Source organism: Pseudomonas sp. FSO-7, assembly GCF_059579345.1.
Genome location: NZ_CM184193.1, coordinates 398,946 through 413,417, shown reverse-complemented (window position 1 = coordinate 413,417; position 14,472 = coordinate 398,946). Strand labels below are relative to the sequence as shown.

Sequence of the window (14,472 nt, the reverse complement as noted above, 5' to 3'; positions counted from 1 at the left end):
CCGGCCCTTAGCAAAGCCTGCCGCGATATGAATTCTTACCCATGATGATCGATCTCTACGGATTCGGCCCGGCGCTCGCCGCCGGCGCGCTGATGACCGTCAAGTTGGCACTCGCGGCCCTGTGCCTGGGGCTGGTACTCGGCCTGCTCGGCGCCTTGGCCAAGACTTCCCCGTACAAGCCGCTGCAATGGCTGGGCGGCACCTATTCGACGCTGGTGCGCGGCATCCCGGAATTACTCTGGGTGCTGCTGATCTATTTCGGCACCGTCAACCTGCTGCGTGCCCTGGGTGAATATTTCGGCAACCCCGATCTCACCCTCGACGCCTTCGCCGCCGGCGTCATCGCCCTGGGCCTGTGCTTTGGTGCCTACGCCACGGAAGTGTTTCGCGGCGCGATCCTGGCGATTCCCAAGGGCCACCGTGAGGCCGGCGTCGCCCTGGGCCTGTCGAAGTGGCGGATCTTCACCAGGTTGATCATGCCGCAGATGTGGCGCATCGCCCTGCCCGGCCTGGGCAACCTGTTCATGATCCTGATGAAGGACACTGCGCTGGTCTCGGTGATCGGCCTGGAAGAAATCATGCGCCATGCGGAAATCGGCGTGACCGTGTCCAAGCAACCGTTCACCTTCTATATGGTCGCCGCGTTCATGTACCTGGGGCTGACGGTGCTCGCCATGATCGGCATGCACCTGCTGGAACGACGCGCCGCCCGTGGATTTACCAGGAGCACCCAATGAACTGGGACGTCATCATCAAGTGGCTGCCGAAGCTGGCCCAGGGCGCCACACTGACCCTGGAGCTGGTGGCCATCGCCGTGATCGCCGGGCTGCTGCTGGCGATTCCACTGGGCATCGCCCGCTCTTCGCGCCTGTGGCAGGTGCGGGCGTTGCCCTACGCCTACATCTTCTTTTTCCGTGGCACGCCGCTGTTGGTCCAGCTGTTCTTGGTCTACTACGGCCTGGCGCAATTCGATGCCGTGCGCGGCAGTGCGTTGTGGCCGTACCTGCGGGACCCGTTCTGGTGCGCCACGGCCACCATGACCCTGCACACCGCCGCCTACATCGCCGAGATCCTGCGTGGCGCGATCCAGGCCATTCCCCGTGGCGAGATCGAAGCCGCGCGGGCCCTGGGCATGTCGCGGCCCAAGGCGCTGATCTATATCATGCTGCCGCGGGCCGCGCGCATCGGCCTGCCGGCCTACAGCAACGAAGTGATCCTGATGCTCAAGGCCAGCGCCCTGGCGAGTACCGTGACCCTGCTGGAACTCACCGGCATGGCCCGCACCATCATTGCCCGGACCTACCTGCCGGTGGAGATATTCTTCGCGGCCGGCATGTTCTACCTGCTGATGTCCTTCCTGTTGGTGCAAGGCTTCAAGCTGTTGGAGCGCTGGTTGCGCGTCGATGCCTGCCAAGGGCGCTGACAGCGGCGTGCTGACGGGCGAGGCATTGCTCGCCCGCTTCACGGCGCTGGACGCTTTCCTCACAGCGCACCAGGCACTGTGGAAACCGCGCCCGTTCACCCATCTGCAGCTGCCTTGGGAAACATCGCACCCGGAACTGGCCCGATGGCTACGCCAGCGTTCGCTGGGAGCGGCAGAAAACGACCATCATCAGCCATGGTTGATGGAAGACACGCCAGCGCCCTTCCCAGCATTGGCCGCAATCTCCCACGCATTGAGCGCCGTCGCAGAATTGCCCGCCAGCACGCTTGAAGCGCCAAGCCATCGCCTCAACGTCGACGTACCCGGGCGCAAATGGCAGCAGATCGAAGCCTTCGCCAGTCGACTGCACTTCACCACCCGGCCAACCCACTGGCTGGATTGGTGCGCCGGCAAAGGCCACCTCGGTCGACGTCTGCTCCACGCTGAGCAGCAACTGACTTGCCTGGAGTACGACCCCGCATTGGTCGCCAGCGGCCAACAACTGAGCCTGCGCCATCACCTGCCTGCCACGCACCTGCAACAAGACGTGATGGCGGCGGACGCCGCCCAGGCGCTCCAGCCCGAACACACACCCATAGCCCTGCACGCCTGCGGTGACCTGCATGTGCGCTTGATACACCTGGCCAGCGCCACTGGTTGTGCACAACTGGCTATCGCGCCGTGCTGTTACAACCGCATCAGCAGCGAGCGCTATCAAGCACTGTCCGACGCTGCCAAGGGCTCTGCCCTACAGCTGTCGCTCGACGATCTCAGCCTACCGCTGACCGAAACCGTCACCGCTGGCGCCCGCGTCAGAAGACAGCGGGACCGATCCATGGCTTGGCGCCTGGGCTTCGACTTGCTGCAACGGCAAATCAGAGGGTGCGACGAATACTTGCCCACGCCGTCGCTGCCCAGCGCCTGGCTGGAAAAATCCTTCGCCCAGTACTGCACGGATCTGGCGGCCCTCAAAGACTTATCCACAGTCGGCACGCCTGATTGGGTCGCTTTGGAAGCTGCAGGCCATCAGCGCTTGGCCGAGGTGCGCAACCTGGAATTGGTGCGGGGCCTTTTCCGACGGCCACTGGAGCTTTGGCTGGTGCTGGACCGAGCGCTTTTCCTCACTCAAAAAGGCTACGACGTTCGCCTCGGCACCTTCTGCGAAACCCCACTGACGCCGCGCAATCTGTTGTTGCTGGCAGAGCGTTACCGAGACGAAACATCCTGTGGATAACTCTGTTGATGAAATAAACTCGGATTCAAGAAATCCGTGTTTTCCTGACCGAATCAGCATTGGTCATTTTTTGTTCATATGGATAAAAAACCATGAAAACAGGCATTTGCGACGAAACGCGAAAGCGGTCACAAAATCGCAAGATACCCTGCGCCTCATCCAGCCCGTTGTGCATAAGCGTCTAAGCAAAACGACATAACCGCCGAATTCAGTGCTGCCCCGCGCCAGTAATTGCGTCCACCGCGCCCGTGCTATACAACAGCCCCACGTATCGTGATTGACACAATGCCGACACACTCAAGGACTGGCCGTGACGTTCATTTCCTACGCACAAAACTTCGAAGACATACGCCTATGGCGTGCCCTTCAATCGGTGGAAAACGGCTTTTACCTCGACGTCGGCGCCAACCATCCGACAGATGACTCGGTCACCCGAGCGTTTTACGACCGCGGCTGGCGCGGCATCAACATCGAGCCAGTGCCGGCTTACTACGACGCGCTCCGCCAACAACGCCCCGACGATATCAACCTGCAATGTGTGGCCGGCGAAAACGCCGACAGCCTGACCTTCTACACCATCGCCGACACGGGTTTGTCCACAGTAGAAGCCAGCGTCGCCCAACAACACCGCGACGCCGGCATGGATGTGCGCAACCAGACCGTCCAGTCCCGCACCCTGGCCTCCATCTGCGAGCAATACGCCCAGGACCGCCCCATCCACTTCCTGAAAATCGACGTCGAAGGCCACGAAGAAACCGTGCTGCGCGGTATGAACTTCAGCCGCTGGCGCCCCTGGATCATCCTCATCGAAACCCCATGGGCCCGCGACCAGACCTGGGAAACCCTGGTGACCGACGCTGGCTACCAATCCATCCTGTTCGACGGCATCAACACCTACTACCTCGCCAAAGAACACCTGGACCTCAAACCCGCCTTCGACATCCCCCCGTGCAACCTCGACGGCTTCCAACTGTGCAAAGGCCACAAATTCAGCCACCCCATCGACGACACAAACCAGCAACTCAGCGCCGCCCTGCGACGCGCCGAACAGGCCGAAGCCCAACTCCACGCGATCCAAAACAGCCGCACCTGGCGGGTCCTGAACAAACTGCGCAACCTGCTACACCGCGCCTAAGCCGGACCTGCGCAAAAATAGTCAGAATTCAGGGGTTTACAGAACGCACCCAATCGCTATAATCGTCGCCCACACGCCGGTATAGCTCAGTTGGTAGAGCAACTGACTTGTAATCAGTAGGTCCCGGGTTCGACTCCTGGTGCCGGCACCATACAAAACGAAGCCCTCGCAGAAATGCGAGGGCTTTGTTGTTTCTGGGGTGTTCACTTTTTATCCACCCCCTGAAAAACCTGTGGGAGCGAGCTTGCTCGCGATGAGGCCATCGAACCCACCGACAATCTTTCAGCCAAGACAACGGGCAGCCTTTCCTCGACCAGCTCAACCAAACAGCATCTTTTGCCAGTGGTCCTCACCCACAATGGCAATCGAAGCACCCGCCTCCCGCAATTCCACTGCCTTCATGATCTTCGTTCCGTAGGTGCTGTGGCGCCACTGCTCATTCCCCACGCTGCCGACCACCAGGTAATGCACCTTCTTACTCACTCCGCCCCCAATCAAACCGCCACGTTCCTCGACCAATGCCTGACAATCTTTGCGCGGCCCAAAGGCCATGACGCCTGTGAATACAAACATTCGGCCATCCCACACCAAATCAGGGGCCGGCAAGTTGAATGGAAGATCCGTAGGAGCAACGGCAACAGCACCGCCGACCTTTGGTCTGTCGATGTCCATTCCAGAAAAACCATGCAGGATATTAAGCAGCTCAAGAGACTCATCCTGATCCAGAACATCGTCCTGAAGCATGCACGCCAAACGCGAATACAGTAGGTTGATCACCGGATCGTTCAGGTGCGCCAGATTGCTTTCCAACCATTGCTTCAGGAAAACCGCTTCGGTGGTATTCACAACACCATCTGCCGCAATCCCTGCGGCCAGCCCGACCAATGCGTCAGCAGCGCGTCGATCGATGCGGGCACGGTGGAAGAATTTACTGTTTTCGAATTCGTTGTGCAGGTCCATTGCGAGCTTTCCTTGGGTGGTGTTGGCTCAGATGCCGTAATGCCATAAAGCTAGCACTTCACCACATAGCTGCAAGCTCGCGCTATCCGACCTGACCTCGGCGCGAGACACCCTCGGGTGTGCCGGGTGCTGGGGAGTAATCCTGCTCAAGGGCCGCAGACCCAATGCTGCTCACTGGGTCGGGCAGCATTGGGTTTCTTCTGTATTAGGGGGCATTAAAGAAGGGGCGGCTTCGCAGCCCAGCGGGAGCAAGCGCCCTCGCCACGGGTTTAGGACAGAACACGATTTGGCTGCCATGAATAGGAGTTAGCTGACGCCAGTCGTCTGCTCGTCATACTCACATCCCGATCTGGCGCGTCCGTTGCGGGGGCAATTGAATCAGGAGTGCAGCAAACAGAGCGCTCGGCCTTCTTGGACTACAAAAGAACGCGCCGAACCAAAAGCTGCTGCGATAAAACTTGCACTAGGATCGTGCCGAACGCCAGCAAGAGTGCTTGTCAAATCAGCGACACAGTTCGTCCCGCAAGACTTCCACCACACGCTCCTGCTGCTCGACTGACATACCTACCCACAGCGGCAGTCGCAGCAAGCGTTCCGAGAGGCTCACCGTGTTGTCCATGGCGCCATGGACACGGCCGTAACGCTGGCCAGCCGGCGAAGAATGCAGGGGCACGTAATGGAAGACCGAATTGATTCCCTCTCGCTTGAGCCCATCGAGCACCATTTGTCGCGGCACGTCTGCGGGCAACAGCACGTAGTACATGTGCGCGTTGTGCTGGCAGTCGGCCGGCACGATAGGGCGGCGCAGTGCCCCGCTGGTTTCCAGCGGCGCCAGCAATTCGTGATACCGCTGCCAGATGGCAAGCCGCGCCTGGGTGATGTGTTCGGCCTCTTCCAACTGCGCCCAGAGAAACGCAGCAGTCAAGTCCCCTGGAAGGAATGACGAACCGACTTCCTGCCAGGTGTATTTGTCGACCTCGCCGCGGAAGAAACGACTACGGTCAGTACCTTTTTCGCGGATGATTTCTGCGCGCAACTCATACGCAGGATCATTGACGAGCAATGCGCCGCCCTCGCCCGAAATGACGTTCTTGGTCTCATGGAAGCTGAAGGCACCGAGGTCCCCGATACTGCCCAGAGCCCGGCCCTTGTAAGCGGCCATGACCCCCTGCGCCGCATCCTCGACCACCTTCAGGTTGTGACGCTGGGCGATCTCCATGATCGTATCCATCTCGCAACTCACGCCCGCATAGTGAACCGGGACGATTGCCTTGGTGCGCGGCGTGATGGCCGCCTCGATCAGCGTCTCATCCAGGTTCAGGGTATCCGGACGGATATCGATGAACACGGGAACGCCGCCGCGCAAAACGAAGGCATTGGCTGTGGAAACGAATGTGAACGAGGGCATGATGATCTCGTCGCCCGACTGGATGTCCAACAATAACGCGGACATTTCCAGCGCTGCCGTGCACGAGTGGGTCAATAAAACCTTGCTCGAGCCGGTACGTTCGGTCAACCACTCATGGCACCGCCTGGTGAACGGGCCATCGCCGGCGAGGATATTGCCGAACTTGGCTTCAGCGATGTAATAAAGTTCTTTTCCCGTCATGTAGGGGCGATTGAACTGGATCTTTTTGTCTTCCGCCATTTGAGCCTCCGTACGCAAATTTTTGTCGGGTCGAACTAGACATCACGTCATTATGCACGGTGGGGGCTACCCACTTTTTTTCCGGGCGACAAGCAACCTGGAGGCACCGACCGGAAAACTCACGCCCACCTTGATGAGCAAACACTCCAGCCACATCACGAAACCAAACAGCACATTGAGCGCCCTGGGTACCGCTAATTCGGCGGTCTCGCTCGTATCGCCCCGTTGCTGCTTCTTGGCGCCGCGTGAAATCATCATCGCCGGCAGCAGCAACGAGACAAACGATGTGCTGCGCACGACGGAAAACCCCGCCTCTTCCACCTTGCGATGCAGGTCGGTGGCATCGTAGCGCCGCACGTGGCAGGAATACTCATCCACCTGGCTCCACAGCCACTGATGCTGGGGCACGGTCAACAGCATGATTCCCCCGGGCTTCAGGGCACGGTGCATCTGCTGGAGCACCACGGTATCCGCCTCGATGTGCTCGATGACATCGAACGCGCCAATCGCTTCGAACTCGTCGATGTAAGGGATATCGCGCGCATCCATCTGCACGAACTCCGCACCGGGCACGCGAGAGGAGGCAAACTTCAGCCCGGTCGAAAACATTTCGCTGCCAAGCAACCTGGCCTTCGGAAACGCCACGGCGACCCGACTCAGAATGAAGCCGGTACCGCACCCGATTTCCAGAAATGAACGCATGCGCGGCGCATATTTCGTCAGCGCCCATGTAATCAACCTGCCACGCGCCCGGAACCAGAAATGGTCGCTTTCAAGATGCGCGTAGGTCTCGTAGAAGTCGGCCTTGAAGCCTTCCTGCTTGTCCTCGAGTTCTGGCGCAAACGCGGCAAAACCGTTCTTTCGAGCCACCTGATGTCCACACTGGACACATGCCCACTGCTCCGAGGCGTACGGCGTCTCGCATTCAGAACAGATCTTCACGCCTGGTTCCCATCCGGTTGGTCATGACGAAAGACGAATAGCTTGAAGACGACGAACAAGAAACCTCCTACAACGAAAATGGCAGCGGCCTGGACCCACTGATGGGGATATCCCAGCTTGTCGACCAACACCGTCAGCAAGGCCAGGTTGAGCAAATAGCCGGCTGCGTGCGCCAGGCCGAAGCGCCATGCCGTCCCCACGACGTTGCCGCGATGCTCGAACGCCCAGTTGCGGTTACCCAGGAAGCTGATGCAGATGCCAAGCACGTACAGGAAGCTCATGGCCAGCTTGAATGGGATGCCCAGCCACGTCAATGCCAGGTAGGCCGCATAACCGATGGCATTGCAGGCGACGCCGACGACCGCGTAACGGAGAATGGGCCTGATTACGGGTCGCCAGCGCTGAATCAGGGTCACTCGTCTCCCCAGACGGCAATCCCGAAACCCGTCTTGCCATAGCCATTGCCGTTATAAAGCATGTAGCGTCGACCGCCATGATCGAAGACGAACGGGTAACAGATCATCTCCGAATCCCAACCCGATTCCGATACGTCGATTCCCACCTGCTCATCGTGTCGCGTCCATTGCACGCCATCGAGCGAGGTCGCGTAGCGGATCCGGTAGGTGGGGCAGTCCTTCGTGGCCCGGGAGCAGAACCACATCCGGTACATGTCCGCATCCTTGAGCACGCGCGGCACACCCAGGGCGTACTCGTGTTCGTCACGGAACTCGATGGCAACCGTGCCGTTGCGCTCCCACTCGATCCCGTCGGCGGACTCGGCATACTCGAGATGATAAAAGTGCTTCGCTTCCGAAGGGCCTTGTTCCCATCGCACACAGGAGGTGAACCAGGCCCTGAATCGTCCGGCCTCGAACTGCACCTCGGGAGTGGCGACGAAGTGAGGAAGATCACGGGTGCGGTCGATGACGGGGCCGCGGAACAGCCTCTCGAAGCGCTGGGTGGCCTCGTTCCATTCGGCCAGGCCGATGGAATTGCGGATCTTCACCGTCACGCCCAGGTTGATCCCGGTGTAGTACAGCAGCTTGCGGCCACCGACATTGACGATCGAATTGGGCAAGGCGCCACTGTCGTCGAAACATCCGAGGTCGCCCGGTTCGAGGACCGGATCCGAATGGACGCGCAAGACCTTGGTCGGGTCGCGCATGTCGATCTCGAGGAAGCCGCCGTGTCCGCGATTATTTTTGTCACGCGATGAGAAATAGATGCGATACAGGTCGCCATCCACTTGCTCGGCAATGGGAATCATCGCGTGAGAATACAACCAATCGCTCTGCCCTTCTGCGCAGAATATCTTTCCTAGTTTTTTCCACATGGGATTTCTTCTGCCAATGATGATGTTCTTCAGATGTTCCTGACGCGGGTACTCGGCACGCGCGACCGCTCGGTGGCTTGTCCGATGTACACGCCTTCGGCAGCGGCATCTCCAAGAATCAGGGCACCGGCGCCGATGATGCACTTCTCGCCGATGGTGACGTGATCGCGAAGGGTCGCGTTAACGCCTAGAAAACAGCTTTCCCCGATCGTCACACGGCCGGATACGACGATGTGCGAGGCCAGGAAACAATGGTCCTCGATACGCGAATGATGCCCGACGTGATTGCCGCTCCACAGGGTCACGTTGTTGCCGATGCTCACGAAGGGCTGAACGGTATTGTCTTCCAGGATGAAGCAGTTCTCGCCGATGTCCTCTGTCAGCACCGAGGCTCGCGAACTGATGTAGCTGACCATTTCGTAACCCAGCGCCTTGACTGCCAGATACTTTTCCTTGCGGATCTGGTTAAGCTTGGAATATCCGAGCGCGACGAAAAAGACATACCGGTCTGGCGGGTAAACCTGGGTGACTTCATCGAACGCCACCACCGGAAACCCCTTGAAGCTCTTGTCTGCCGGCATGAAGGCGGGATCGACGGCAAACGCCTCGACCTGATAGTCGGAGTCGGTGGAAAAATAATAGAGTGCAAGCTCGGCGGCGTCAGTGAGACCAAAAATAATGAGTTTTTTCATTCGATGCTCCGCGCCTCAGCCTGACGGTAGACGTTCCGGACGATAGTGTAGGGTCTCTGTTTGACTTCGGAATAGATCTTGGCGAGATAAATCCCGACCACACCGACGAATGCGATGATCAAGCCGCCGAGCAGCCAGATTGAAGCCATCAGCGACGTATAGCCACTAGGTGGGTTCGCCAGGAACAGCCAGTTGACGATAAGGAAGCTCGTGTAGGCGGCCGACAGCAGGAAGATCGCGCAGCCCACGCCGAAGATTCCCACCAGCGGTGCGCTGCTGAAGGCAGTAATCGAATTGACCAGTTGCGCCACTTTCTTTCCCAGCGTGTAGGTCGTCTCGTCACGACTGCGCTTGACGATGGCCTGCGCACGCTGATCGAAGCCGGTGATGACCCACAGACCCGCCATGAACAACTCGCGTTCGTCGTGCTGAATCAGCGCGTCCACATAGCGGCGCGACATCAGCCTGGCGACGACGATATTGTCGGGCATATCCAGCCCGCTGAGGACACGGAATAGTTTGTAGAACACCTTCCCGGTCCAGCGCTCGAAGTGCCTGCCCTTTCGCTGCTGCTGGACGCCGTAGACCACATCGGCCTTCTCGCGCTCCATCTGCTCGCTGAACGAGAGCAACCATGCCGGATCTTCCTCCAGGTCGCTATCGAGCAGGAAGACACGTTCACCGCGGGCATATCGCAGGCCCGTCATCATGGCCTTGTGGTGGCCGAAGTTGCGCGAGAGGTCGACGACCACCACGTGATGATCGGCTTCGCTCAACTGGACGGCCAGTTCCAGGCTTGAGTCGGGCGAGCCGTCGTTGACCAGTACGATCTCGTAATCGTCTCCGACCAGTTGTTGTGCTGCCTCGCTTGCACGGAGATGGAACTGTTCGATGAACTTGGCCGAACGGTAAAGCGTGGCGACGATGGACAGCCTCATGCTTTGACATGCCTCATGTAACGGCGCGCGTCCCTGCCGCAATTGAACAGCAGATCCAGGACAGTGACGCCATGGGTGAATTCCCCCCAGAGTTGCGGATACTCGGGGAAGCCAGCGTAATCGAACCATTGCAGCGCAATGTCGGCGTCGTCGAACAGCGGCGCCTCGATGTAACCCTTTGCCGCCGGCCCCGACAGGTATCGCGTCGCACCGGCCTGCTGACAAAGGTCCACCAGGCGCGCGGTCCGGGTTTTGTCGCCGGCAGACATATAGTCCCAGCAATTCGTAATGCGGGTTTCAATACCGATGTATCGGCAAATCGCTTCCATGAACTTGCGGTTCATCGGCGACAGCCTCGTGTGGGTCTCCACCAGATAGAGCGGCTCGAGCCACTGGGCGACCTCATCGAAGAAAGGCGCTCGCCGATAGTTGCTCTGCAACGTTTTCCAGTGCTTGGCCTGCCAGGCAGGGGCCAGCTCGACATCGCGAATGCGGCGACTGATGCCTTGCCCGACAGGCACGCTGAGCCACTGGACGCCTTGCGGCGTCTTGATCTGGTTGCGATTGCGCCAGTCATTCTTGGTGAACTGCATGTCGTCGTAGAGGATGAACTCATCGACCGCAGCGATCATGTCGAAATAGCCCTTCCAGGGTATGTAGTTCGACTGGAGAATGGCGACGGTCTTCATGGGCGCTTGATGCTCGCGTCCCAGGCGCCCGGGTAGTAACAACCCTGGCATTTTGCCTGCGCGACCTGCTGGAGATGGAAGGAAATGCAAAACAGTAGCGCCAGTGACCAGAAACGCAACGCCGCCGGTGAAGGTTTGAACGCAAAATTCAGAACAATCGCGACGAAAACCGGTGCCATCAGCAGGTAGTCATACAGGTACGGATGAATGGCAACGGCCTGCGGCCAGAGCAGACTGGTCATCACGTATTGTGAAAAAAGCAGGTAGTAGAACATGTGGATGCCGGCCAACGGGGAGGTCCCCGCCGATGCCGCAACACCGGCAGGTTCGCGCCGTTTGATCATGCGGAAATAGGCCAACTGGGCTACCAGGAACAGGATCGGCACGGCAATGGTCGGAATTGGCCGCGGGAACTGGGGATCAAGTATCGACTTCAGGATGTTGGTGAAATAAGTGGTGTCGCCATCCAGACCAGCGCGAAACAGCCAGCCGCTGTTGGACGAGGTGAAACCCAGTGCCTTCGCTATCAGAGGGGACGGCAGATAGAAGGCAACGGCCGCAACGATGGCCACCAATGCCAGGCGACACATCCGCCTGTCGAGACCGTCGCTGCGGCATGCCCAAACCAGCAAGGCGGCGCCCAGCAACGCCGCCGAGATCGGAGAAAACACGGCAAAACACACGATCACTGTCATGACCGCTCCGGACCGTTCCTGATTTTTCCAGATCAGGAACGCAGCCAGCGCCTGGAGTGCAAATATCAATGGGAATGTATTGTCGACGTTGAATCTAGCCGAAGAAATCCAGAATCCCGGCATCGACACCATGAATACGACCGATAACAGAATCAGCAGCCCCTGACCGAATGCCAGGCGCTTTTCCACCAGACGGGACAGAAAAAAGAACGTAACGCCTGCCAGCGAAATGATGTTCAGGAAGGCCCCTGTCACTCTCATCGGTAATGCCTGCACAAACATTTCTAGTTTATAGAGGCCGTACATGTAGAACAGATAAGCCGTGGCATGGTTGGAGTACGCGATCTTATTTGCGTAGTTCTCCATCGAATAGAAAACGAGGAAACCATGTTGCGAAAAAGCGTGTTGTTCCCAGATGGGGAACGTGAAGTTTCTCAGGCGCTCGGGCTGGGTCGCAATCTGGCTTGCCGCTTCCCCGAAGCCCAGTGAGTACACCATGCCGATGGTTATGACGACTGCCAACAAGTATAAACAGGAGAAAAGCTTATTATTTTTTATAAAGATCATCTTTCCAGTATTCGCAATACGCTTGGGATAATGGGTGCCAGTGCGGGAGGCCCAACGCGGCATTTGCTGCCAAACGGGGTAGAAACGGGTAGCGATCGGGGAATGGGCCCGTAGTATAGAGGATTACGGTCAGGCGGCTGCGCAATCATAATCCAGATATACAGCCTGGTGAAGCGCTCCTAAGGATTGAGTAGCGTCAAACTTGGCGTTGACCTGTCTGAGGTTTTAGGCTTGGTTCGAGGCGCGATAGCGTTCACCAGACGTCCACACCTGAGAACGTCTTTTCTGCCCATTTCTAATAACCTCGAAAATATTGCCCTCGTTACTCCCCCGGTCCAATGGTGATTGCTGAGTGGGGCAGCGTTGAGCTTTCTTCTGTCGCTACGAAATAATGGGCCTGCTTCAGCCCAGCGGGAGCAAGCTCCCTCGTCACGGGTTGGTGGAACACTCATCTAATCAACTCCCCCGCCGATAGCCTCAGATAAGCGCTTGGCCTGTCCCCAAGGCTCTGTTCGCGCTCGACTACACTTTCTCAGAATTCCCCCGCTCCAGGAGCAGTAAGCGATGAAGATCCGCACCAAGGTCATAGGCTCGGGGTTGGTCAGTCTTTCTTTTGCGTTGCTGCTCGGCGGTATCGGGTTGTGGGGTTATCACTCCATGACCGAGGCCCTGGTGCAGAACGAGACCAGCATTTCGGCCATGCGCAAGCACATGGAGGCGGACATGATGCACGACGCCATTCGTGCCGATGTGCTCGCCGCGCTGCTGGTGAAGCCGGGGGATGCCCAGGGGGCCAAAGAGGTGCTGGAGGCGTTCGATGAGCATACCCAGCGGATGCGCAAGGTCATCGCCGAAAACGCCGAGGCGAAGTTGCCGGGGGATGTCGCCAAGGCGATTGGCGAGCTCAAGCCACAGGTCGAAACCTACATCGATAACGCCAAGCAAGTGATTGGCAAGGCACTGAATGGCGCCCAGGACGGCCAGGCGTTGCGGGCGGAGTTCGACGGGGCGTTTTCGGCGTTGGAAGAGCGCAACGAGACGGTGAGCGAGCTGATCGAAAACCAGGCGCAGTCATCGCGCGAGCATCAGGACCACAGCATTCACACCTCGGAGCGCTGGCTGATCGCGACGTTGTTGGCCACGTGCGTGGCGCTGGCGCTGTTGTCGTGGAGCCTGCTCAAGGCGGTGCTGACGCCGCTGAACAAGATCATCCTCAACACCCAGGCGATTTCCCAGGGGGATTTGCAGCGCTCGATGGGGGCTCAGAGCAAGGATGAACTGGGTCAGTTGCAAGGCGTGATCGAACAAATGCAGACCAATCTGCGGCAGATGATCTCCACCATCCGCAACCAGAGCGACGAATTGCACGGCACGTCCCGGAATTTGGGCGATACGGCGCGTCAGATTGTGTCCAGCGCCGATCAGCAGGCCCAGAGCGCGACCAGCATGGCGGCGAGCATGGAGCAGATGATGGCGAACATCAGCCAGATCCATCAGCACGCCGACAGCGCCCGGACGATTTCGGCGCAGTCCGAACATTTGGCGAGCAGCGGTGGCCAGGTGATTCTCGGGGTGGTGGAAGGCATGAACCGGATCGCCGAGGTGGTCAACCAGTCGTCCAGCAAGATCACGGCGCTGGATGCATCGTCCGAGGACATTCATTCGATTATCCAGGTGATCAAGAGCATCGCCGAACAGACCAACTTGCTGGCCCTCAACGCCGCCATCGAAGCGGCCCGCGCCGGTGAGGCGGGTCGTGGTTTTGCGGTGGTGGCCGATGAGGTGCGCAACCTGGCGGCGCGCACGACGCAGTCCACCCAGGAAATCACCGCGATGATCGAGCGCATCCAGTCCAGCGCACGAGACGCAGTGGCGAACATGCAGGCGTGCGTCAGTCGCGTGGACGAAGGCGTCAACCTGGCCCAGCAGGCCGGTGTGTCCATCAGCGAAATCCGCACCGGTGCCCGGCATGCGGCCGAAGTGGTGGAGGAGATTTCCCAGACGATTGCCGAGCAATCCAAAGCCAGTGACGAGATGGCCCAGCGGGTGGAGTCGATTGCCGAGCAATCCCGCGAGAACACCCGCTCGATTCACAACCTGACGCAAACGGCGGATCAATTGAACAATGCGGCGGGATCGATGCAGGCTTCGGTGCAGCAGTTCAAGATTTGATCAATCGACGCTGTTGTGGCGCGGGAGCTTGCTCCCGCCGCCGG

The 14,472-nt window shown here is 58.9% G+C and carries 14 protein-coding genes and 1 tRNA gene; 6 read left to right on the top strand and 9 right to left on the bottom strand.

Going from position 1 to position 14,472, the window contains the following annotated elements; genetic code table 11:
• Positions 1-41 precede the first annotated feature (41 nt).
• The 5 genes from AC515T_RS01800 to AC515T_RS01780 all read left to right on the top strand — a co-directional run bounded on the left by AC515T_RS01800 (position 42) and on the right by AC515T_RS01780 (position 3,943).
• Positions 42-737 (top strand): ABC transporter permease, encoded by a 696-nt coding sequence (locus tag AC515T_RS01800; protein ID WP_496531219.1) that lies wholly within the window; start codon positions 42-44, stop codon positions 735-737.
• Positions 734-1,423 carry an ABC transporter permease gene (locus tag AC515T_RS01795; protein ID WP_496531218.1) on the top strand — a complete coding sequence of 230 codons (690 nt, stop codon included), beginning with the start codon at positions 734-736 and terminating at the stop codon, positions 1,421-1,423. The genes AC515T_RS01800 and AC515T_RS01795 overlap by 4 nt, the downstream gene beginning before the upstream one ends.
• Entirely contained in the window at positions 1,404-2,657 is a 1,254-nt protein-coding gene (locus AC515T_RS01790) for a methyltransferase (RefSeq protein ID WP_496531217.1), read from the top strand. The genes AC515T_RS01795 and AC515T_RS01790 overlap by 20 nt, the downstream gene beginning before the upstream one ends.
• A 310-nt stretch (positions 2,658-2,967) precedes the next feature.
• Positions 2,968-3,792, top strand: coding sequence for an FkbM family methyltransferase (locus AC515T_RS01785; protein WP_496531216.1), 825 nt, complete (start codon positions 2,968-2,970; stop codon positions 3,790-3,792).
• A gap of 75 nt (positions 3,793-3,867) precedes the next feature.
• Positions 3,868-3,943 (top strand) — tRNA-Thr (locus AC515T_RS01780).
• 167 nt (positions 3,944-4,110) lie between these two features.
• On the opposite strand, the gene AC515T_RS01775 is transcribed toward AC515T_RS01780, so the two are convergent.
• The 9 genes from AC515T_RS01775 to AC515T_RS01735 form a co-directional block, all read right to left on the bottom strand.
• Positions 4,111-4,752, bottom strand: coding sequence for a BRCT domain-containing protein (locus tag AC515T_RS01775; protein WP_496531215.1), 642 nt, complete (start codon positions 4,750-4,752; stop codon positions 4,111-4,113).
• 502 nt (positions 4,753-5,254) lie between these two features.
• A complete protein-coding gene (gene rffA, locus AC515T_RS01770; protein ID WP_496531214.1) occupies positions 5,255-6,400 on the bottom strand; it encodes a dTDP-4-amino-4,6-dideoxygalactose transaminase in 1,146 nt (381 codons plus the stop codon).
• A gap of 66 nt (positions 6,401-6,466) precedes the next feature.
• Entirely contained in the window at positions 6,467-7,270 is an 804-nt protein-coding gene (locus tag AC515T_RS01765) for a class I SAM-dependent methyltransferase (RefSeq protein WP_496531213.1), read from the bottom strand.
• Positions 7,271-7,338: 68 nt separating this feature from the next.
• Positions 7,339-7,758 (bottom strand): GtrA family protein, encoded by a 420-nt coding sequence (locus AC515T_RS01760; protein WP_496531212.1) that lies wholly within the window; start codon positions 7,756-7,758, stop codon positions 7,339-7,341.
• Positions 7,755-8,675: a glycoside hydrolase family protein gene (locus tag AC515T_RS01755; RefSeq protein WP_496531211.1), complete on the bottom strand. Its 921-nt coding sequence runs from the start codon at positions 8,673-8,675 to the stop codon at positions 7,755-7,757. Before AC515T_RS01755 ends, AC515T_RS01760 begins: the two co-directional genes overlap by 4 nt.
• A gap of 29 nt (positions 8,676-8,704) precedes the next feature.
• Positions 8,705-9,367, bottom strand: a complete 663-nt coding sequence (locus tag AC515T_RS01750; protein ID WP_496531210.1) for an acetyltransferase — start codon at positions 9,365-9,367, stop codon at positions 8,705-8,707.
• Positions 9,364-10,305 carry a glycosyltransferase family 2 protein gene (locus AC515T_RS01745; protein ID WP_496531209.1) on the bottom strand — a complete coding sequence of 314 codons (942 nt, stop codon included), beginning with the start codon at positions 10,303-10,305 and terminating at the stop codon, positions 9,364-9,366. Before AC515T_RS01745 ends, AC515T_RS01750 begins: the two co-directional genes overlap by 4 nt.
• Positions 10,302-10,994, bottom strand: a complete 693-nt coding sequence (locus AC515T_RS01740; protein WP_496531208.1) for a WbqC family protein — start codon at positions 10,992-10,994, stop codon at positions 10,302-10,304. The genes AC515T_RS01745 and AC515T_RS01740 overlap by 4 nt, the downstream gene beginning before the upstream one ends.
• A complete protein-coding gene (locus tag AC515T_RS01735) occupies positions 10,991-12,319 on the bottom strand; it encodes a hypothetical protein (RefSeq protein WP_496531207.1) in 1,329 nt (442 codons plus the stop codon). Before AC515T_RS01735 ends, AC515T_RS01740 begins: the two co-directional genes overlap by 4 nt.
• 501 nt (positions 12,320-12,820) lie before the next feature.
• Here AC515T_RS01735 and AC515T_RS01730 point away from each other — a divergent pair.
• The gene (locus AC515T_RS01730) at positions 12,821-14,428 is read left to right on the top strand and encodes a methyl-accepting chemotaxis protein (protein WP_496531206.1); all 1,608 of its coding nucleotides are present in this window, start codon (positions 12,821-12,823) and stop codon (positions 14,426-14,428) included.
• Positions 14,429-14,472: the final 44 nt, after the last annotated feature.